At 34.1% G+C, this 19561-nt stretch carries 19 protein-coding genes; 16 read left to right on the forward strand and 3 right to left on the reverse strand.

Annotated elements, in window-relative coordinates; translation table 11 throughout:
- The first annotated feature begins 229 nt into the window (after window positions 1-229).
- The 5 genes from KA867_RS12720 to tuf all read left to right on the forward strand — a co-directional run bounded on the left by KA867_RS12720 (window position 230) and on the right by tuf (window position 5150).
- On the forward strand, window positions 230-484 hold the full coding sequence (locus tag KA867_RS12720) for a ribosomal L7Ae/L30e/S12e/Gadd45 family protein (RefSeq protein WP_064209889.1): 255 nt from the start codon (window positions 230-232) through the stop codon (window positions 482-484).
- Between the two features lie 95 nt (window positions 485-579).
- Window positions 580-993, forward strand: a complete 414-nt coding sequence (gene rpsL / locus KA867_RS12725) for a 30S ribosomal protein S12 (protein WP_019468565.1) — start codon at window positions 580-582, stop codon at window positions 991-993.
- Between the two features lie 71 nt (window positions 994-1064).
- The gene (gene rpsG, locus KA867_RS12730; protein ID WP_019468564.1) at window positions 1065-1535 is read left to right on the forward strand and encodes a 30S ribosomal protein S7; all 471 of its coding nucleotides are present in this window, start codon (window positions 1065-1067) and stop codon (window positions 1533-1535) included.
- A 118-nt stretch (window positions 1536-1653) separates the two neighbouring features.
- A complete protein-coding gene (fusA, locus tag KA867_RS12735) occupies window positions 1654-3747 on the forward strand; it encodes an elongation factor G (RefSeq protein ID WP_210138261.1) in 2094 nt (697 codons plus the stop codon).
- A gap of 215 nt (window positions 3748-3962) precedes the next feature.
- Window positions 3963-5150, forward strand: coding sequence for an elongation factor Tu (gene tuf / locus KA867_RS12740; RefSeq protein ID WP_210138262.1), 1188 nt, complete (start codon window positions 3963-3965; stop codon window positions 5148-5150).
- Window positions 5151-5309: 159 nt separating this feature from the next.
- On the opposite strand, the gene KA867_RS12745 is transcribed toward tuf, so the two are convergent.
- Window positions 5310-6482: a M20 family metallopeptidase gene (locus KA867_RS12745; protein WP_210138263.1), complete on the reverse strand. Its 1173-nt coding sequence runs from the start codon at window positions 6480-6482 to the stop codon at window positions 5310-5312.
- A gap of 190 nt (window positions 6483-6672) precedes the next feature.
- Between KA867_RS12745 and KA867_RS12750 the strand changes: the two genes are divergently transcribed.
- The 10 genes from KA867_RS12750 to KA867_RS12795 all read left to right on the forward strand — a co-directional run bounded on the left by KA867_RS12750 (window position 6673) and on the right by KA867_RS12795 (window position 16732).
- The gene (locus tag KA867_RS12750; RefSeq protein ID WP_210138264.1) at window positions 6673-7860 is read left to right on the forward strand and encodes a glycine C-acetyltransferase; all 1188 of its coding nucleotides are present in this window, start codon (window positions 6673-6675) and stop codon (window positions 7858-7860) included.
- Window positions 7861-8045: 185 nt separating this feature from the next.
- The gene (locus KA867_RS12755; protein ID WP_210138265.1) at window positions 8046-8540 is read left to right on the forward strand and encodes an AAA family ATPase; all 495 of its coding nucleotides are present in this window, start codon (window positions 8046-8048) and stop codon (window positions 8538-8540) included.
- A gap of 108 nt (window positions 8541-8648) precedes the next feature.
- The gene (locus KA867_RS12760; RefSeq protein ID WP_210138266.1) at window positions 8649-9218 is read left to right on the forward strand and encodes a GNAT family N-acetyltransferase; all 570 of its coding nucleotides are present in this window, start codon (window positions 8649-8651) and stop codon (window positions 9216-9218) included.
- Between the two features lie 24 nt (window positions 9219-9242).
- On the forward strand, window positions 9243-9749 hold the full coding sequence (locus tag KA867_RS12765; protein WP_210138267.1) for a GNAT family N-acetyltransferase: 507 nt from the start codon (window positions 9243-9245) through the stop codon (window positions 9747-9749).
- 161 nt (window positions 9750-9910) lie between these two features.
- Window positions 9911-10606 carry a CoA transferase subunit A gene (locus KA867_RS12770; protein ID WP_210138268.1) on the forward strand — a complete coding sequence of 232 codons (696 nt, stop codon included), beginning with the start codon at window positions 9911-9913 and terminating at the stop codon, window positions 10604-10606.
- A gap of 1 nt (window position 10607) precedes the next feature.
- Entirely contained in the window at window positions 10608-11258 is a 651-nt protein-coding gene (locus KA867_RS12775; protein WP_210138269.1) for a 3-oxoacid CoA-transferase subunit B, read from the forward strand.
- A gap of 146 nt (window positions 11259-11404) precedes the next feature.
- Window positions 11405-11815 carry a hypothetical protein gene (locus KA867_RS12780; protein WP_210138270.1) on the forward strand — a complete coding sequence of 137 codons (411 nt, stop codon included), beginning with the start codon at window positions 11405-11407 and terminating at the stop codon, window positions 11813-11815.
- 9 nt (window positions 11816-11824) lie between these two features.
- Window positions 11825-12790: an ornithine cyclodeaminase family protein gene (locus KA867_RS12785; protein ID WP_210138271.1), complete on the forward strand. Its 966-nt coding sequence runs from the start codon at window positions 11825-11827 to the stop codon at window positions 12788-12790.
- A 472-nt stretch (window positions 12791-13262) separates the two neighbouring features.
- On the forward strand, window positions 13263-14204 hold the full coding sequence (locus tag KA867_RS12790; protein WP_210138272.1) for an NAD-dependent epimerase/dehydratase family protein: 942 nt from the start codon (window positions 13263-13265) through the stop codon (window positions 14202-14204).
- Between the two features lie 11 nt (window positions 14205-14215).
- A complete protein-coding gene (locus tag KA867_RS12795) occupies window positions 14216-16732 on the forward strand; it encodes a glycosyltransferase (RefSeq protein WP_210138273.1) in 2517 nt (838 codons plus the stop codon).
- Window positions 16733-16887: 155 nt separating this feature from the next.
- Here KA867_RS12795 and KA867_RS12800 read toward each other — a convergent pair whose 3' ends face one another.
- On the reverse strand, window positions 16888-17955 hold the full coding sequence (locus KA867_RS12800) for an acyltransferase family protein (RefSeq protein ID WP_210138274.1): 1068 nt from the start codon (window positions 17953-17955) through the stop codon (window positions 16888-16890).
- 202 nt (window positions 17956-18157) lie between these two features.
- On the opposite strand from KA867_RS12800, the gene KA867_RS12805 reads away from it, so the two are divergent.
- Complete coding sequence (locus KA867_RS12805; RefSeq protein WP_210138275.1) at window positions 18158-19000, forward strand: sialate O-acetylesterase; 843 nt, start codon at window positions 18158-18160, stop codon at window positions 18998-19000.
- Between the two features lie 128 nt (window positions 19001-19128).
- On the opposite strand, the gene KA867_RS12810 is transcribed toward KA867_RS12805, so the two are convergent.
- Window positions 19129-19434 carry a monooxygenase gene (locus tag KA867_RS12810; RefSeq protein WP_210138276.1) on the reverse strand — a complete coding sequence of 102 codons (306 nt, stop codon included), beginning with the start codon at window positions 19432-19434 and terminating at the stop codon, window positions 19129-19131.
- Between the last annotated feature and the right edge of the window lie 127 nt (window positions 19435-19561).

A 19561-nucleotide genomic window follows, 5' to 3' on the forward strand; every position in this document is an offset into this window, starting at 1 on the left:
GAGACATGTGTTGAGGTTGTATGACTTCATCACATGCCATATGTTTTAAGTGATTGACCATTTGAGCTCGAGCGAAATAAAAGATTTGATGGAAACATTTAATCTTTATTTCGCTCTCTTATTTTTTTGTATATTTTCTGCAAAAAATGTTAATTAAAGTTGACTTTGCAGTAATTTTGATGTTATTATTATTAAGGTTGATGCAAGCAGAACTTTGGAGGATATTTAGATGTCTAATGAAAAAGTTGCACGCTTTAACAAACAACACTATGTTATTGGTCTTAAACAAACGCTGAAAGCTTTGAATAAAGATCAAGTGACATCATTGATTATCGCTGAAGACGTTGAAGTTCATCTGATGACTCGCGTGTTAAGTCAAATCAATCACAAAAACATATCTATCTCATTTTTCGAGAGCAAACAAGCTTTAGGAAAGTATGTAGGTATAAACGTTAATGCGACTGTTGTTGCATTATTGAAATGAGATTAGTAAGATTTTTTCTTACTAAATTTTATTTACCTTTAAAATGAACCACCTGGATGTGTGGGATTATAAAAGAAGAGAGGAGGACATATTTCATGCCAACTATTAATCAATTAGTACGTAAACCAAGACAAAGCAAATCAAAAAACTATGATTCACCAGCATTGAACAGAAACTACAACAGTAAAAAGAAAAAGTACACTAGCTTAAACTCACCACAAAAACGTGGTGTTTGTACACGTGTAGGTACTATGACACCTAAAAAACCTAACTCTGCGTTACGTAAATATGCTCGTGTGCGTTTGTCTAACAATATCGAAATCAACGCTTATATTCCTGGTATCGGACACAACTTACAAGAACACAGTGTTGTACTTGTACGTGGTGGACGTGTAAAAGACTTACCTGGTGTGCGTTACCACATCGTACGTGGTGCACTTGATACTTCAGGTGTTGACGGTCGTAGACAAGGTCGTTCATTATACGGAACTAAAAAACCTAAAAAATAAGGTTAAGATTGCGTAAATTTTCGTTATAAATAATGGAAATATATTATAATTAGGAAGGGAGGATTTATATTATGCCTCGTAAAGGATCAGTACCAAAAAGAGACGTATTACCAGATCCAATTCATAACTCAAAATTAGTTACTAAATTGATCAACAAAATTATGTTAGATGGTAAACGTGGAACAGCTCAAAAAATTCTTTATTCTGCATTTGAATTAGTTCAAGAACGCAGTGGTCGTGAAGCTATCGAAGTTTTCGAAGAAGCTATCGACAACATCATGCCAGTATTAGAAGTTAAAGCACGTCGTGTAGGTGGCTCTAACTATCAAGTACCTGTAGAAGTTCGTCCAGAACGTCGTACTACTTTAGGCCTTCGTTGGTTAGTTAACTATTCACGTCTTCGTGGTGAAAAAACGATGGAAGAACGTTTAGCTAACGAAATTTTAGATGCTGCAAACAACACTGGTGGTGCAGTTAAGAAACGTGAAGACGTTCATAAAATGGCTGAAGCTAACAAAGCCTTCGCTCACTATCGTTGGTAGGATAGTAGGTTTTTCCCTGAGCATGTTCCACACGGATAGTTTACTATCTAGGTGCATGCTTAGGGCATCGCCATATTTATAGTATTTATTCGCAGTTATACTGGAAGGAGAAAAATACATGGCTAGAGATTTTAGTTTAGAAAGAACTCGTAATATCGGTATCATGGCTCACATCGATGCTGGTAAAACAACTACGACTGAACGTATTCTTTACTATACTGGACGTATCCATAAAATTGGTGAAACTCATGAAGGAGCTTCACAAATGGACTGGATGGAACAGGAGCAAGACCGCGGTATCACAATCACATCAGCTGCAACAACAGCTTCATGGGATGATCACCGTGTAAACATCATCGATACACCAGGACACGTAGACTTCACTGTTGAAGTTGAACGTTCATTACGTGTACTTGATGGTGCGGTAACAGTACTTGATGCGCAATCAGGTGTTGAACCTCAAACTGAAACAGTTTGGCGTCAAGCAACAACTTACAGCGTTCCTCGTATTGTTTTCGTAAACAAAATGGACAAATTAGGTGCTAACTTTGAATATGCTGTAAGCACAATTCATGATCGCCTACAAGCGAATGCACAACCAATCCAATTACCAATTGGTGCGGAAGATGAATTTGAAGCAATCATCGACTTAGTTGAAATGAAATGTTTCAAATACAACAATGACTTAGGAACTGAAATTGAAGAAATTGAAATTCCTGAAGATCAAAAAGAAAGAGCTGAAGAAGCTCGTGCAACACTTATTGAAGCAGTAGCTGAAACAAGTGATGAATTAATGGAAAAATATCTTGGTGACGAAGAAATTACTGTAGCTGAATTAAAAGACGCTATTCGTGAAGCAACTAATAATATTGAATTCTACCCAGTTCTTGTTGGTACTGCCTTCAAAAACAAAGGTGTTCAATTAATGCTTAACGCAGTAATTGATTATTTACCATCACCATTAGATGTTAAACCAATTGTCGGCCACCGTGCTGACGATCCTGAAGAAGAAGTTATCGCAAAAGCGGATGACAGTGCTGAGTTCGCTGCGTTAGCGTTCAAAGTAATGACTGACCCTTATGTTGGTAAGTTAACATTCTTCCGTGTGTACTCAGGTACATTAACATCAGGTTCTTATGTTAAAAACTCTACGAAGAATAAACGTGAACGTGTAGGTCGTTTACTACAAATGCACGCTAACTCTCGTCAAGAGCTTAACACAGTTTACTCAGGAGATATCGCTGCTGCGGTAGGTCTGAAAGAAACTGGTACTGGTGATACTTTATGTGGTGAGAAAAATGACATTATCTTGGAATCAATGGACTTCCCAGAACCTGTTATTCACCTATCAGTTGAACCAAAATCTAAAGCTGACCAAGACAAAATGACTACAGCTTTAGTTAAGTTACAAGAAGAAGACCCAACATTCCATGCACACACTGACGAAGAAACTGGACAAGTTATCATCGGTGGTATGGGTGAGCTTCACTTAGACATCTTAGTTGACCGTATGAAAAAAGAATTTAACGTTGAATGTAATGTTGGTGCGCCAATGGTTTCATACCGTGAAACATTTAAACAATCAGCACAAGTTCAAGGTAAATTCGCGCGTCAATCTGGTGGTCGTGGACAATACGGTGACGTTAAAATTGAATTTGAACCAAACGAAACAGGTGGCGGTTTCGAATTCGAAAACGCTATCGTTGGTGGTGTAGTTCCTCGTGAATACATTCCATCAGTTGAAGCTGGACTTAAAGATGCTATGGAAAACGGTGTATTAGCTGGTTATCCATTAATTGATGTTAAAGCTAAATTATTTGATGGTTCATACCATGATGTCGATTCATCAGAAATGGCCTTCAAAATTGCTGCATCATTAGCACTTAAAGAAGCTGCTAAAAAATGTGACCCTGTTATCTTAGAACCAATGATGAAAGTAACAATTGAAATGCCTGAAGAATACATGGGCGACATCATGGGTGACGTAACATCTCGTCGTGGACGTGTTGATGGTATGGAACCTCGTGGTAATGCACAAGTTGTAAATGCCTTTGTACCACTTTCAGAAATGTTCGGTTATGCAACATCATTACGTTCTAATACACAAGGTCGTGGAACGTACACTATGTACTTTGACCACTATGCAGAAGTTCCAAAATCAATTTCTGAAGATATTATCAAGAAAAACACTGGTAATAAATCAGCTGAATAATTAGACTTGTATTGTGCAGTGACAGTCTGTACAATACATGTAAAGCATAATTATATGGCTTACAGTTTTATTGATTGATTTTTTAGGGAAAATGCATTATAAAGGTACTGTATGGTCCTTTTAACCTAAATAAATCATCTTCTCATGATGGTGAGAAACTGTCATGAGAGATAAATTTAACAATTAATTTTCTAACGAATAGGAGAGATTTTATAATGGCTAAAGAAAAATTCGATCGCTCAAAAGAACATGCCAATATTGGTACAATCGGACACGTTGACCATGGTAAAACTACTTTAACAGCTGCTATTGCAACTGTTTTAGCAAAAAATGGTGACTCTGTTGCACAATCATACGACATGATTGATAACGCTCCAGAAGAAAAAGAACGTGGTATTACAATCAATACTTCACACATCGAGTATACAACTGAAAAACGTCACTATGCTCACGTTGACTGCCCAGGACACGCTGACTATGTTAAAAACATGATCACTGGTGCTGCTCAAATGGACGGAGCTATCTTAGTAGTATCTGCTGCTGATGGCCCAATGCCACAAACTCGTGAACATATCCTTTTATCACGTAACGTTGGTGTTCCAGCATTAGTTGTATTCTTAAACAAAGTTGACATGGTTGACGATGAAGAATTATTAGAATTAGTAGAAATGGAAGTTCGTGACTTATTAAGCGAATATGACTTCCCAGGTGACGATGTACCTGTAATCTCTGGTTCAGCATTAAAAGCTCTTGAAGGCGACGCTGACTATGAGCAAAAAATCTTAGACTTAATGCAAGCTGTTGATGACTTCATTCCAACACCAGAACGTGATTCTGACAAACCATTCATGATGCCAGTTGAGGACGTATTCTCAATCACTGGTCGTGGTACTGTTGCTACAGGCCGTGTTGAACGTGGTCAAATCAAAGTCGGTGAAGAAGTTGAAATCATCGGTATGCAAGAAGATTCAAGCAAAACAACTGTTACTGGTGTAGAAATGTTCCGTAAATTATTAGACTACGCTGAAGCTGGTGACAACATTGGTGCGTTATTACGTGGTGTTGCACGTGAAGACATCCAACGTGGTCAAGTTTTAGCTGCTCCTGGTTCAATTACACCACATACAAAATTTAAAGCGGAAGTTTACGTTTTATCAAAAGATGAAGGTGGCCGTCATACGCCATTCTTCAGTAACTACCGCCCACAATTCTATTTCCGTACTACTGACGTAACAGGTGTTGTTACTTTACCAGAAGGTACTGAAATGGTTATGCCTGGCGACAACGTAGAAATGGAAGTTGAACTTATTTCTCCAATCGCTATTGAAGACGGTACACGTTTCTCTATCCGTGAAGGTGGACGTACTGTTGGATCAGGCGTTGTAACTGAAATCTACAAATAAGATATTTTATCTTGATATAGATTTGAAGAGTCTCCAATTTTCGGAGACTCTTTTTTATATTCGTATTAACTCTTTTTTTGACTATTTTTTAGTATAAATGAGATAATCGTTCAAAAATTGGAATATTTGGACATAGAAAACGCCTTAGGCATCAAAAGCCTAAGGCGTTATCACATTTTCTAACTCTAATATTTTTAAAAATTGGCTGGCACTATATTTTAACGCTTTTTCATCTAGATTAAAATACGGACTATGATGCGGGTGTGTGGTACCTTTTTCAGGGTTCCCGCAGCCTGTTAAAAAGAATGCGCCAGGACGCACTTTTTGATAATGTGAAAAGTCTTCGCCAATCATCATTAATTCTGATTCGTTAAATCTTAAATTCATATCATTTGTAGCTTGTTTAACAATATCAAAACATTTTGGATTATTATGGACAGGCAAATAGCCTTTGATATAATCAAAATCGTAAGTGATGTCGTTCGCAACCGCTAAGCCCTGTAAGAGCTTATCCATTTTGTGCATCACATGTGCTTGTACTTCTGTATCGAAAGTACGCACTGTGCCTTTGCAAAATGCTGTATCTGGAATGACATTATCTGCTGAACCAGACTGTACCATACCGAAGCTAATAACAGCTTGCTTTACGGGATCAATTGTTCTAGAAACAATCTTTTGCGCACTAATGATAAATTCAGCCATAATGACCACCGGATCGATTGTTTCATGTGGTTTTGCACCATGTCCACCTTGGCCATGAATTGTTACTTTGAATTCATCAGGAGAAGCCATCATTGCACCAGGACGAGAATAAATTGTGCCAGTAGGATAGCCACTCCACAAGTGGTTTCCATATACTCTATCTACATTTTGTAAGCAACCATCATCAATCATTTCTTGAGAGCCACCCGGCATAATTTCCTCACCATATTGGAAAATCAGTACGACATTGCCATTTAATTTGGTTTTATGCGCTTCTATTATTTCAGCAACCGCTAATAATGTTGCTGTATGGCCATCATGCCCACATGCATGCATCGCACCAGGATTTTTAGATTTGTAATCTACTTCTGTTAATTCATTGATCGGTAAAGCATCAAAATCAGCACGCAATGCAATCGTTGGACCGTCTCCTTGTCCACTAAATGTTGCGACGATGCCATTTCGTCCGACGGGTGAACGTACGTCACATGATAGTTGGCTGAGTTGATTTAGGATGTAGTCACGTGTGTGATACTCCTCAAATGATAATTCAGGATATTGATGCAAATAGCGACGTATTTGAATCATTCTATTTTCCTTTTCTCTTGCTAGTTGAAACCAATCAAACAACTTCAACCCTTCTTCCTTAAAATGATTATTCTATTATATCATTTTAAATGACTTTACTGTAGAGACAATTATTATGACTTTAATTAAATTGCAGAAAACGCTTTAGTGATTCGTGTGATTCTACTTTCCTGAAACAAGAAAATGGGTTATGATAAGATTAAATAGTAGATAACTCAAAGGGGGATTTTCAGTGGTACAGTCATTACATGGCTTTTTAGATGAAAACATTCAGTATTTGAAAGATAATGGACTTTATAACGAAATTGATACAATTGAAGGTGCGAATGGACCAGAGATTAAGATTAACGGGAAAAATTATGTCAATTTATCTTCAAATAACTATTTAGGACTTGCAACAGATGAAGATTTAAAACAAGCTGCTAAAGATGCTATTGATACACATGGTGTAGGTGCAGGTGCAGTAAGATCTATTAACGGTACATTAGACCTTCATGATGAATTGGAAGCAACACTAGCGAAATTTAAAGGTACAGAGGCTGCCATTGCATACCAATCAGGTTTTAATTGTAATATGGCGGCAATTTCAGCTGTGATGAATAAAAATGATGCTATCCTATCAGACGAATTAAATCACGCATCAATTATTGATGGATGTCGCTTATCTAAAGCGAAAATCATTCGTGTCAATCATTCAGATATGGATGATTTACGTGCTAAGGCAAAAGAAGCTGTTGAATCTGGACAATACAATAAAGTAATGTATATTACTGACGGTGTATTTAGTATGGATGGCGATGTTGCCAAATTACCAGAAATCGTAGAAATTGCAGAAGAGTTCGGTTTAATCACATATGTTGATGACGCACATGGCTCTGGTGTCATGGGGAATGGTGCAGGTACAGTGAAACATTTTGGCCTTCAAGACAAAATTGACTTCCAAATCGGTACATTATCTAAAGCGATTGGTGTTGTAGGTGGTTATGTAGCTGGTACCCAATCATTGATTGATTGGTTGAAAGCACAATCAAGACCATTCTTATTCTCAACATCACTAGCGCCTGGTGATACAAAAGCTATCACTGAAGCTGTTAAGAAATTAATGGCATCGACAGAATTACACGATAAACTCTGGGAAAATGGTAATTACTTAAAAGATGGACTGAAAAAATTAGGTTTTGACATTGGTAATTCTGAATCACCAATTACACCAGTAATCATAGGTGACGAAAAAGAAACACAAGCATTTAGTAGTCGCTTAAAAGATGAAGGTATCTATGTGAAATCGATCGTCTTTCCAACAGTGCCAAAAGGTACAGGTCGTGTGCGTAATATGCCTACAGCTGCACATACAAAAGAAATGCTTGATCAAGCATTAGCGGCATATGAAAAAGTAGGTAAAGAACTAGGTACAATTTAACGCAAGCTAACTAGATATTAAACGAATATAAATGAAGCAACAAACTGCTAGACTACTTATGTCCTATTTGTATGGGCATGAGTTGTCTAGTTTTTTTGATTTTAATCATATTAATAAGGTATAAGTTTAACACTTATGAAAGCATATACATAAATTACAATTTTTCTTGGATCTAGGGTGATACAATGACAAAACTGATATTATTAAGAGGAAACTCTGGCAGTGGCAAAACGACCATTGCCCATAAATTACAAAACATGTTAGGCAATGGTGTCATGCGCGTGGGTCAAGACGAAATAAGACGCCATATGTTAAATGTTTCTGATAGCCCAGAGAATTTATCAATTGAGCTAATAAAACACATTACTGCATATGGTATCGCGCATTGTGAATATGTTATTTTAGAAGGTATTTTCAATAAAGAAAAATATGGTAATATGTTACAAAGCATTATTTCAAATACGTATATTAAAAGTTATATTTATTATTTTGACTTACCTTATGCAGAAACTGTGAGAAGACATCACGCAAAAGCATATACGGATTTTAGTGTAGAACAACTTGCAAGTTGGTTTGTTGAAAAAGATACATTAAATATAGAAAATGAAAAATTGATTCCTGAAACGATGACACAATATGATATACTCACGATGATCTTGAATGACCTAAATGACGAGTGAAAATCGTCATTAAAATTAGTTCATATTTTTAATAAATTAAAAGGTTGATTTTATGCCAAATGATGTTATAGTTTTGGGTGCTGACGCCTTATGTTAAGGGGTTTTTGAATGAAAAATAATTTAGGGTTGCAATTCACTACACAACGGCTTATCATTAGACCGTTAGAAGAAAATGATTATGAGTCATGGTTGTCAGGATTTGTTAATCGTCATCCTGCGCAATACAAGCATGATAAGGGCCAAGTTGATATGTCAGATGCCACAGAACCATGGTTTGCAGCAATGGTTTCAAAGCATCAACAAGCCATTAAAGATGATGATTTGTATATATTCGGCATCTTTGATAAAACAGGACGTCATCTTGGCATGCTTAACATAAAAAATTTAAGCCGAGATCAATTTCAATGGGCTGAAATCGGTTATTTTATCCATAATCAATACTGGCATCAAGGCTATGCTTATGAAGCGTTAACAGAACTTGTGAAACAAACGAAAGAAACATTAAAGTTTCATAGAATAGAAGCACATATCAATTTGGATAATCAACCTTCTATTCGGTTAATTGAAAAATTAGGCTTTGAGTTTGAATGTATTCGAAAAGGATTTATTTTCGAACAAGGACAATGGACTGACAACTACGTGTATTATCTCAATACACATGACGAACCAATGGGATAGTAAATAAAAGGAAGGAGTGTCAACATGGTTGAATTTAGAGAGTTAACAATGGCTGACGAAACATTATATTGTGATTATATGAAAGAATGGATAGATCACGATGAAAAGGTAGTGCCTGAGATTACGAATATTACCAAGTATAATAATTTTGAAGAAATTGTTCATGCATTAGCAGACAATAAATCTAATGATGAAACAGTAGATAATACGACATTGTTTTTAATTGACGATGATAAGATTATTGGTGCTGCCAATATTCGCCATAATTTGAATGAAAAGCTAAAAATCATTGGCGGCCATGTTGGCTACGGTGTTCGTAAGAGCTACCGGGGTAAAGGCTTTGGTAACAAAATCTTGAAAAAGTCATTAGATTACTTATCACGCATTGGGGTTCAAGAAGCGTTAATCACTTGTGAAAAAGATAATGAAGCCTCTGCAGCCGTTATCTTACACAATGGTGGAGAAGAAATAGAAGCTTCAACATTAGATGATGGCACAATTGTCCGTCGTTTCCAGATAGAAATCGCATAAAAGAACATAATTATTAAAAGTTGCCAAGTAAGAAATTGGCAACTTTTTTTATGCTTATTTATGAAAACGCCAACATGAAATAAAAGACTTCGCAAAAAAATTCAAGTATAATTGTTTTTAATACTAGGTATTAATTTTATAAAAAGAAATGAGGTTATAACATGTCAAAGGTCATTCAAGATATACATACAGCGTTTGAGCATTTAGAAGATGGCATGACAGTGCTCGCCGGTGGTTTTGGGCTATGCGGGATACCTGAGCATGCCATTGAAGCAATTCGTACAAAAGGTACAAAAGAATTAACCGTAGTGAGTAATAACTGTGGTGTAGATGATTTTGGACTAGGTCGCTTACTAGAGAAAAAACAAATAGATAAAATGGTCAGCTCATATGTTGGTGAAAACAAAATATTTGAACAACAGCTGATTAATGGTGAGTTAGATGTAGCACTTACACCTCAAGGTACGTTAGCTGAAAAACTACGTGCAGGAGGTGCGGGTATTCCAGCATTTTACACAAAAACAGGTGTGGGTACTTTAATTGCTGAAGGTAAAGAAACACGTGAATTTGACGGTGAAACGTACATTATGGAACGTGCCATTACAGGTGATTTTGGTATTGTGAAAGCTCAAAAAGCAGATAAATTTGGTAATTTAGTATTTGAAAAAACAGCGCGTAATTTTAATCCTTTATGTGCCATGGCAGCTAAGACTACTGTCGTTGAAGTAGAAGAAATTGTTGAATTAGGTGAAATTGATCCAGATGATGTACATCTATCGGGTGTATATGTGGATTATATCTATCTAGGCAAGCATTTTGAAAAACGTATAGAAAAACGTACAGTGAAGGAGGCATAACATGGATAAACAAACACAGCGTAAGAAGATTATTCAACGTGCAGCACAAGAAATTCAAAGTGATATGGTGATTAATTTAGGTATTGGTATGCCAACGCTTGTAGCAAATGAGCTTAATGATCATGTGGAAAATGTCTTTTTCCAATCTGAAAATGGTTTGCTTGGTATTGGTCCATATCCTACTGAAGATGAGGTTGATCCTGATTTAATTAATGCAGGTAAAGAAACGGTTACTGCTGCTAAAGGCGCATCCTATTTTGACAATGCAGAATCATTTGCCATGATACGCGGCGGGCATATTGATTTAGCAATTCTTGGAGGCATGGAAGTTTCGGAAACAGGAGATTTAGCAAACTATATGATACCGGGCAAGCTTGTAAAAGGTATGGGCGGCGCTATGGATTTAGTGGTTGGTGCTCAGAAAGTAGTCGTTATCATGGATCATATGAATAAGCACGGTGAATCTAAAATAAAAGCAAAATGTGACTTGCCATTAACTGGCACAGGTGTTGTTAACACGTTAATCACAGATTTAGCTGTTTTTAAATTTGAAGATAAAGTTATGAAATTGGTTGAACTTCAAGATGGTGCCACACTTGAACAAGTACAAAAGTATACAGCTGCTTATTTTGAAAATTGTTTGAATCGTTAGGTGCTTTTCGAGTTGTCATATGATGTATTTTTTGATAGGCCATTTGTTATTTTAAAAAATTAATCTTTAACCAAACTTAAAATTCAGCTTAAGTATGTTATTGTAACAATATAGCTTGAATTGATTACAAAGGTGCGGGGATTGATATGAAGCAAAATGCAGAACTGAAAAGTTTTGTTATCGCTATTATATTTGCAGCGGCTGCAGATGTGGTGCCTAATGGAATATTTCATAAAATATTGTTGCTAATGGGTATTTTAGCATTTATTTATAGGTTGATTACACATTTAAAGTTTACGTTATATCATATTAAAACAGAAGATAATCAGCAACAAACATGGTTTAGTGTGAAAATGGATCATTGGTTGCTGTTTATTAAAAATATGGTGGCCATAATGCTATTATTAGCGATATATTGTGTGTCTGTGTATGTCGATAATCATATGGCTTGGATTATCATTCCTTTACTTATCGTTGGATTTATAGGATTAATCCTATTTGAAAATAAAATGGAAAAGAAGAGTGACATTTTAGAGTCAGAAAATGTAGAAGAATAGAGGTGGCTTATGCAATTTATTGATGCACATGAACAAGCAGAATTATTAAACATGGAAGAAGTCGTTGAAGCGGTCGCAGAATCTTTACAGGCCTATTCTGAAGGGAAGACGGATACCCCTTTACGTTATGTACTTCCTTTTAATAAAGATAATCGTTATTTGGTTATGCCGGCCTTATCTGATGAATTGAAAGTTGTGGGTCTTAAAACAGTAACAGTTGCACCTAACAATACAAAGATAGGTAAAAATACAATCGTCGGATCTGTTATATTATCAGATTATGAAACCGGTGAAACATTAGCTGTATTAGAAGGTTCATACTTAACCAAGATTCGTACAGGTGCAATTTCTGGCGTAGCTACAAAATACCTTGCTCGTGAAAATGCAGAAACATTATGTGTCATAGGCACAGGTGACCAAGCACAGGGATTAATTGAGGCTGTACTAGCTGTTAGAGATATCAAGCGTATTCAACTTTATAACAGAACATATCGTAAAGCTGTGACATTTGCAGAAACAGTACAACAGCAATATCAATCCGTTGATGTGACAGTGATGGAAAATGTTGATGATGCTATAGCTAATGCCGATGTTATTGTCACAGCAACCAATGCCACGCAACCCGTTTTTAATAAACTGTTGGATGCTGGGGTGCATGTGAATGCTGTGGGATCTTTTAAACCAGACATGCAAGAGTTACCTTCACACGCGATAGCCAATGCCGATAAAGTAGTTGTAGAAGCATCGGAAGCGGCATTAGAAGAAACAGGGGATTTAATTACCCCTATGGATGAAGGTTTATTTGAAGAAAAAGATTTATATGGAGAATTAGGTGAAATCGTCGGCTCTCATTTAGCTGGACGCGAAAGTGACGATGAAATTACCGTTTTTAAATCTGTAGGTGTAGCCATTGTAGATATTATTGTTGCTAATTATTTTTATCAAAAAGCACAGGAAAACAATGATGCACTTTAAGTTATATATAACCGAGATAGAGTAAAATTTTGATAGTTTATAGTAAAATTCTTAAGCGTTTCGCCATATCGCTTTATAGTATAATGTAGGTATTATTTTGTACTATAAGGGGAACTATGGTGGAACGTTTTTTTGGTTATTTTCATAATCAAAATTTTCAAACTATACCTAGGTAAAAAGTAAAACATATTATAAATAATTTCACTTACTGATGAACCAAAAAAATTTTTGCAAAGTGAAAAGTGTTATTATTCAATTATTATTAAGTTTTTACCTCGATTTCTTTTGATTTGGTCGTCAAAATTGTTAAGATTATACTAATATATAGAAAGTGTAAATTAACTAAATATATAATTTCGTTTGTAATACTATTGTATTTTTATAATAAAAGGCAGTTGTTTAACGTTATATATTATATTAATAAAATTGACGATAAGTATATTATGACTTGAGTATATAGGAGGATGAATTAATGAAGATACTAATTACAGGCGGTGCTGGATTTATTGGCTCACATTTAGCAGAACATTTTAATAAAGCTAATGAGGTGTTTATATTAGACAATTTAAGCACAGGTCATCGTTCGAATGTTGAATTTATAGATGATGCACATTTCATTGAAAATGATGTGGTTAATACATCTTTTGTGACATCATTAGTAGAGCAAGAACAATTTGATATTGTCATTCATTTAGCAGCTATAGTTAGCGTTGTAGAAACAATAAATGATCCTATAAAGTCTCAGTCTGTTAATATAAGTGGCACACTGAATCTCTTAGAAGCCAATCGTCAATATAATCATAATTTGAAGAAATTTATTTTTGCTTCATCAGCAGCAATATATGGTAATACAGATGGATTACCAAAGCAAGTTGAAACATTTATCGACCCAGAATCCCCTTATGCTGTCGAAAAATACGCAGGGGAACAATATACAAAAATTTACAATACACTATATAATCTGCCAACAACTGCATTAAGATTCTTTAATATTTATGGACCGAGACAAGACCCTCATTCACCATACTCTGGTGTGTTATCCATTATAGATAAAAAATTTAAAAATAATGAGACATTCACATTTTTTGGTGATGGAGAACAAACAAGAGATTTTGTATACGTAAAAGATTTAGTGCAAGCGATTTCAATCGTGATGGATAATGTAGAGACGAATGGCCAAATATACAATTTAGCTACTGGTAAACAAATATCGCTATTAGAAATTTTCGATAAGTTCAAAATGGTTTATAATAAATCTATAGACTATCAGTTTGCTAACTCAAGAAGTGGGGACATCAAACATTCTTGTGCTGATATCAAAGGTTTGGAAGCACTAGGATTTAAGCCACAATATGATATTGTGTCAGGTTTAACAGAATATATTAAATACTCGAATACAGATAAGATAAACTAAGAGGTGGAAGAATGATTGGTAAAACGAAAAAGTTTGTATTAAATCAAACGAAAAGAAAATTAAAATTCATTTCGGAACCATTGAAATTACAACTAAGAAGTAAATACACAAGAAATATTATGCATTATGCAAATCTTTATAAAACGAATGAAGTAGATAACAAACATATTTTGTATCAAGTTAGAGATGGACAAAGCATGACAGATAGTCCTTATGCGATATTTAAATATTTAATGAACCACCCTGATTATCAAAAATATATACATATTTGGGTTGTGGCATCTCAAAAAATGCAAAAAGCATTTTCTAAAAAATATAGTAAATATAAAAATGTAAAATTTATTGTAAAAGAAAGTGAAGACTATTTACATTATTTAACAAAGTGTAAATATCTCATTAATAATGCGACATTTCCAACGTATTTTACGAAAAAGCCGAATCAGATATATGTAAACACTTGGCATGGTACGCCATTAAAGGCAATGGGTTTAGATATCAATGATAATTTATTAGAATCACAAAATACAATTCGTAATTTTTTAAGTTCTGATTATATCATTTCACCTAACCAACATACGACAGATATTTTTAAAAAAGCATTTAAATTAGATGGTTTAAACGACGAAGCAATTTTAGAAATTGGTTATCCTAGAATAGATGCTACGTTAAATGCACAGTCAAAAGAAGTGATACAAAAATTAAAAAAACAGGGCATTAAATTAACAGATGCACCTATTTTACTCTTTTCACCCACGTGGCGTGGCCAAACGGTGAGTTCACCAGAGGATAATATTGAAGAAATTGAAGCGCTGATTGAAGCATTAAATAAACGAACAAGTTACCAAGTATTATTAAAAGTGCATCCGTTTATTTATAAAAAAGCAGTAGGTAATAAAAAATTAAAGAAATATTTAGTAGAGGATACGTTTGATACAAATGAATTACTCAGTATTGTTGATTTGCTCGTAACTGATTATTCAAGCATCTTTTTTGATTATTTAGTTACAGATAAACCTATTATTTTTTATACACCTGATTATAAAGCCTATGAAGAAGACAGAGGATTTTATCTTTCTGTGGATAGTCTCCCAGGACCAAGTGTACACTCAATTGAAGCATTGGTAGCTACTGTCAAAGAATCACAAAATATGTTAGCGCAATATCAGGGAAACTATCAAAAATATAAACAAAAATTTGTGAATTATGATGATGGTCAAGTCACAGAAAGAGTCGTCAACCAAGTGTTTCATCACGACGCGCCTAAAAATGGTGATCAAAACAATAGAAAAGAACGTATTTTAATATATCCGGGTGGTATGAAACCAAATGGCATAACAACATCGATTCTAAATTTATTAGAAAATGTTGATTATGATAGATATGATATTACAATTTACCTTGGATTTAATAGAAATAAAGACGTCATAGATAATCTATATAGCTTAAATGACAATGTGAGAGTTATTTTGAGAAAAGGTCCATTGTTAGCCAATACTTCAGAATACTATCGTAATCTATTGGTTCGCAATAGAGGCATCAAATCGAAAATTGAAGAAAAAATTTATCCTGAAGCAATGTATCAACGCGAATTTAGAAAAGTGTTTGGTAATTCAGAGTTTGATGTAGTTATGGATTTTAGTGGTTATGCGATGTTTTGGTCTGAAATCTTGTTAGCAAGTAATGCTAAAAGAAAATTAATCTACTTACACAGTGATATGAAAATGGATATGGAGCGTAAAGTGAACGGTGTGAGACCACATTATGCCAATTTAAAAGGTGTAATGTCCTTGTATCCTTATTATGATAAGCTCGTAAGTGTTTCTGAAGTGACTAAGCAAGAAAATGTTAAAAAAATAGCAAATAGAAAAACAAAAGATAAATTTAAATCATCGATGAATACAATTAATTTAGATAGAATTTATAATTTAGTGGATGAAGATAATGATATCTTTATGAAACATGGTGAACGTGTCATCGTTAGAGAACAGGATAAGCAAATTACAAGCGTGCCATTCCATAAAGCTGATTTTAAAGTGATGACTATGGGAAGATTATCACCTGAAAAAGGATTTGATAATTTAATTCAAGCGTTTAGCGGTGTCGTGGAAGCAAATCCTAACGTGAAATTATATATTTTAGGTGATGGTCCACTCAAAAACCAATTAAGTAAATTAATCGACTCATTAGATTTATCAGAACATGTATTTTTAATGGGGCAAAAAAGAAATCCATTTAATATTATGAGAGACTGTGATTTATTTGTTTTACCATCTTATTACGAAGGGCAATCAATGGTCTTATTAGAGGCGTTGACCGTAGGCATAGATATTTTGGCATCAGATATACCAGCCAATCAATATGTCCTTGACTATGGTAAGTACGGTATGTTGAGTTTTAACGATGCTGAATCATTACAAACAAGCATACAACAGTTTATTAATAAGGAAACACCTGCTTATGCTAAATTTGATCCGGAGTTATATAATAAAGAAGCGATTGAACAATTTTATCATTTATTAGATGATTAAAATATCAAATAACTAAGGATGAGCAATAACGCTCACGCCTAAAATTAATGAGGCATCCATATGAAATGGATGCCTCATTTTTATTTTTAAAATATTTCAATTTATCCTGTGCCAATTTAGTTGAAATGCTACGTTTATACTGCAACTTTTGCACATTAACTATGATGTTTATAATTATTAATAACCATAGGATGTAGCGTATTTCTTCCTACTATAATTCTTACATATGGAATAAAAGATAGCATTATTGCTAACCCAATACAAAATCCAAGTGTGAAAATAGTACTTAGAATTAAAAATAGTGTTGGGAATGTAACAAATGATGCCAACGATCTAGAAATAAAGTCTACAATAATCTGATGTGCTAAATAAATGAAAAATGATATTTCACTAATTAAAAACACAAACACTAAATTAAAACGAGTTAAAAATTTCGATAAATAAACGATAAATACAAAACTGATTGCAGAAAATAAGACTAAGTCGAATCGATTAGATTCATTAAGATGCACATCTAAATAAGAAAAGTTAAATGCCATATAGCATAAAGCCAATAGCCAGATCAATAGCAGCCAAACTAAATGACTTTTTAAAAATTGAATAACAGTATCATAATATTTACCGAAATAGAAACCGACAACAAAGTAAAATAACCAATATAAAATAATCGTTCGACTAAACAAAGGATAAAAATCCCAGAATGCAAGATAATCATTACTGTAATACATTAAATAAGAATGTCCAAAACTAATGATAAAAGTAATGACAAGTACAATTATAGGATTGGCTTTACTCAATAATTTATAAAATAAGCGATGTAATATGTAAAACTGAAAAATAACGAGTACAAACCAACCGAAAAATTTACCTTCTAAGACGATATTTAAAAAGATTTCCCAAAATGATTTATCTGAACTATCACCAAGAAATAGCCTGAAAGTGATAAATAAGCCAAATAAAGCATAAGGAATTAAAATAAATTTCATGCGTTTCAGTAAAAAGTTTTGTGGAATTTTATTTGAATACCGCATGCCTAATAAAGTTTCCGACAAAATAATAAAACACGGTGTTGCAAATAATAAAATAACTTGTAAAAAACTAAAAAGTGATTTTTCAAATTGTGAAATATGATAATCGTTTACTAAACCGGTTAAACAATGGACGATGACTATTGCGATACAAAATATCGCCCTAGCATAGGTGAGCTCCATTTTCCTCTCCAAAATAAAAACTCCTCTCAAAATCCATTCCATAATATGATAATTAGTGTTAAAAGTAAAGTTTATATGAATTCATTTTTATAATTATTATATATAAAGCGTGGCAACTCATAATATAGTAATTGAGTAAAATTAATAAAGAATGATATGATTACATATATTTAAAATAATCATTAAAAACCTTAATAGTGAAAGGAATCGGTTTATGAAATCAATCTTACTTATTGGTCAATCAAATATGGCAGGACGAGGGTTTTTAGATAGTGTAAAGCCAATCATTGATGAACGTATTTTTATGTTTAGAAATGGTAGATGGCAAATGATGGAAGAACCGATACATAGTGATCGTTCTGTGGCAGGTATTGGACCAGCTGCGTCGTTTGCAAAGCGATGGCTAGATGATCATCCAGATGAAACAATCGGATTAATTCCATGTGCTGATGGAGGTACTTCCATTGAAGAATGGTCGGATAAAAGCATGTTGACACGGCATGCCTTAAGTGAAGCTAGATTTGCCATGGAAACTTCTGAATTGATTGGTGTTTTATGGCACCAAGGTGAAAATGATAGTCAAAATAATAAATATCAAACATATGAGACAAAATTATCACATTTAATTCAATTTTTCAGAACAGAACTGGAATTGCCTAAACTTCCCTTTGTCATTGGATTGTTAGGAATGTTTTTAGGAAAAGAAGGATTTGGCGCTAGTGCTACAGAGTATCAAAAAATTAATAAAATAATAAAAAATGTAGCGCAAAAAGAGCAATATTGTTACTTTGTTACAGCAGAAGGCTTAACAGCAAATCCAGATGGTATTCATATAGATGGTTTCTCTCAACGATTGTTTGGGATTAGATATTATGAAGCATTTTCCACCGCAAAGAACGTCGTAAACAGTTTAGAGAATGAGAGCGAAATTGAAAAAGATTTATATAAAAGTGAATTTACAAAAAATGAACAAGTATATATGCTTGTTGCTAGGTTATCTAAAAATAAAATAACGTATCAAGATTTTATCGATGAAATGTCTCAGCTGAATTCGTAATCACCTGAGAAGTCATCATCTTAAAACGTATTCATTTTATCCGCTTAACAAATACTTAAAAAGCCTTTCAAAACACACTTCTTTTGTGTGCATTGGAAGGCTAGTTGTATTTTATCGTTTGAATTCGGTTATGTTAACCGTCCATGTGTAATTTTAGTAAGTGTGTCATTCGTAGCAAATATTTTTGCATTTACACTGGGGACACCCATGGATTTAAGTCGTTCACTATGCATATTTAAATAGTTTTCAGCATTTTCGTAGCTATCAAATGCATAAATGCCACCCGCTTCTTTTTCATCAGCATTTTCTGTCCATATCTTCCATAAAAAACCTGGTTCTTCATTTATAGATTTTGCTAAATCAGCGAATTGTGTGGACATCTCTTGGCCAAAAGGACCATCGATTGGAAAATTAACTTGTAAAATATAAATCATGATAAACCATTCCTTTTAAATTATTTATTATGCTTACTATACCAATTTATGTTAAATCGCATAAACTTTTGGCTCAATCGTTTTCTGATAGGTATGATCACAACTTTTTTCATGATCTTATTGGTAT

The organism is Staphylococcus sp. GDH8C109P (assembly GCF_017893405.1).
Taxonomy (GTDB): Bacteria; Bacillota; Bacilli; order Staphylococcales; family Staphylococcaceae; genus Staphylococcus; species Staphylococcus cohnii.

Coding starts and splice junctions, on each gene's coding strand:
- KA867_RS12795 (WP_210138273.1), top strand. CDS start 14,216: ATGATTGGTAAAACGAAAAAGTTTGTATTAAATCAAACGAAAAGAAAA.
- KA867_RS12785 (WP_210138271.1), top strand. CDS start 11,825: ATGCAATTTATTGATGCACATGAACAAGCAGAATTATTAAACATGGAA.
- KA867_RS12770 (WP_210138268.1), top strand. CDS start 9,911: ATGTCAAAGGTCATTCAAGATATACATACAGCGTTTGAGCATTTAGAA.
- rpsL (WP_019468565.1), top strand. CDS start 580: ATGCCAACTATTAATCAATTAGTACGTAAACCAAGACAAAGCAAATCA.
- KA867_RS12780 (WP_210138270.1), top strand. CDS start 11,405: ATGAAGCAAAATGCAGAACTGAAAAGTTTTGTTATCGCTATTATATTT.
- KA867_RS12790 (WP_210138272.1), top strand. CDS start 13,263: ATGAAGATACTAATTACAGGCGGTGCTGGATTTATTGGCTCACATTTA.
- fusA (WP_210138261.1), top strand. CDS start 1,654: ATGGCTAGAGATTTTAGTTTAGAAAGAACTCGTAATATCGGTATCATG.
- KA867_RS12720 (WP_064209889.1), top strand. CDS start 230: ATGTCTAATGAAAAAGTTGCACGCTTTAACAAACAACACTATGTTATT.
- KA867_RS12810 (WP_210138276.1), bottom strand. CDS start 19,434: ATGATTTATATTTTACAAGTTAATTTTCCAATCGATGGTCCTTTTGGC.
- KA867_RS12765 (WP_210138267.1), top strand. CDS start 9,243: ATGGTTGAATTTAGAGAGTTAACAATGGCTGACGAAACATTATATTGT.
- KA867_RS12775 (WP_210138269.1), top strand. CDS start 10,608: ATGGATAAACAAACACAGCGTAAGAAGATTATTCAACGTGCAGCACAA.
- KA867_RS12805 (WP_210138275.1), top strand. CDS start 18,158: ATGAAATCAATCTTACTTATTGGTCAATCAAATATGGCAGGACGAGGG.
- KA867_RS12755 (WP_210138265.1), top strand. CDS start 8,046: ATGACAAAACTGATATTATTAAGAGGAAACTCTGGCAGTGGCAAAACG.
- tuf (WP_210138262.1), top strand. CDS start 3,963: ATGGCTAAAGAAAAATTCGATCGCTCAAAAGAACATGCCAATATTGGT.
- rpsG (WP_019468564.1), top strand. CDS start 1,065: ATGCCTCGTAAAGGATCAGTACCAAAAAGAGACGTATTACCAGATCCA.
- KA867_RS12760 (WP_210138266.1), top strand. CDS start 8,649: ATGAAAAATAATTTAGGGTTGCAATTCACTACACAACGGCTTATCATT.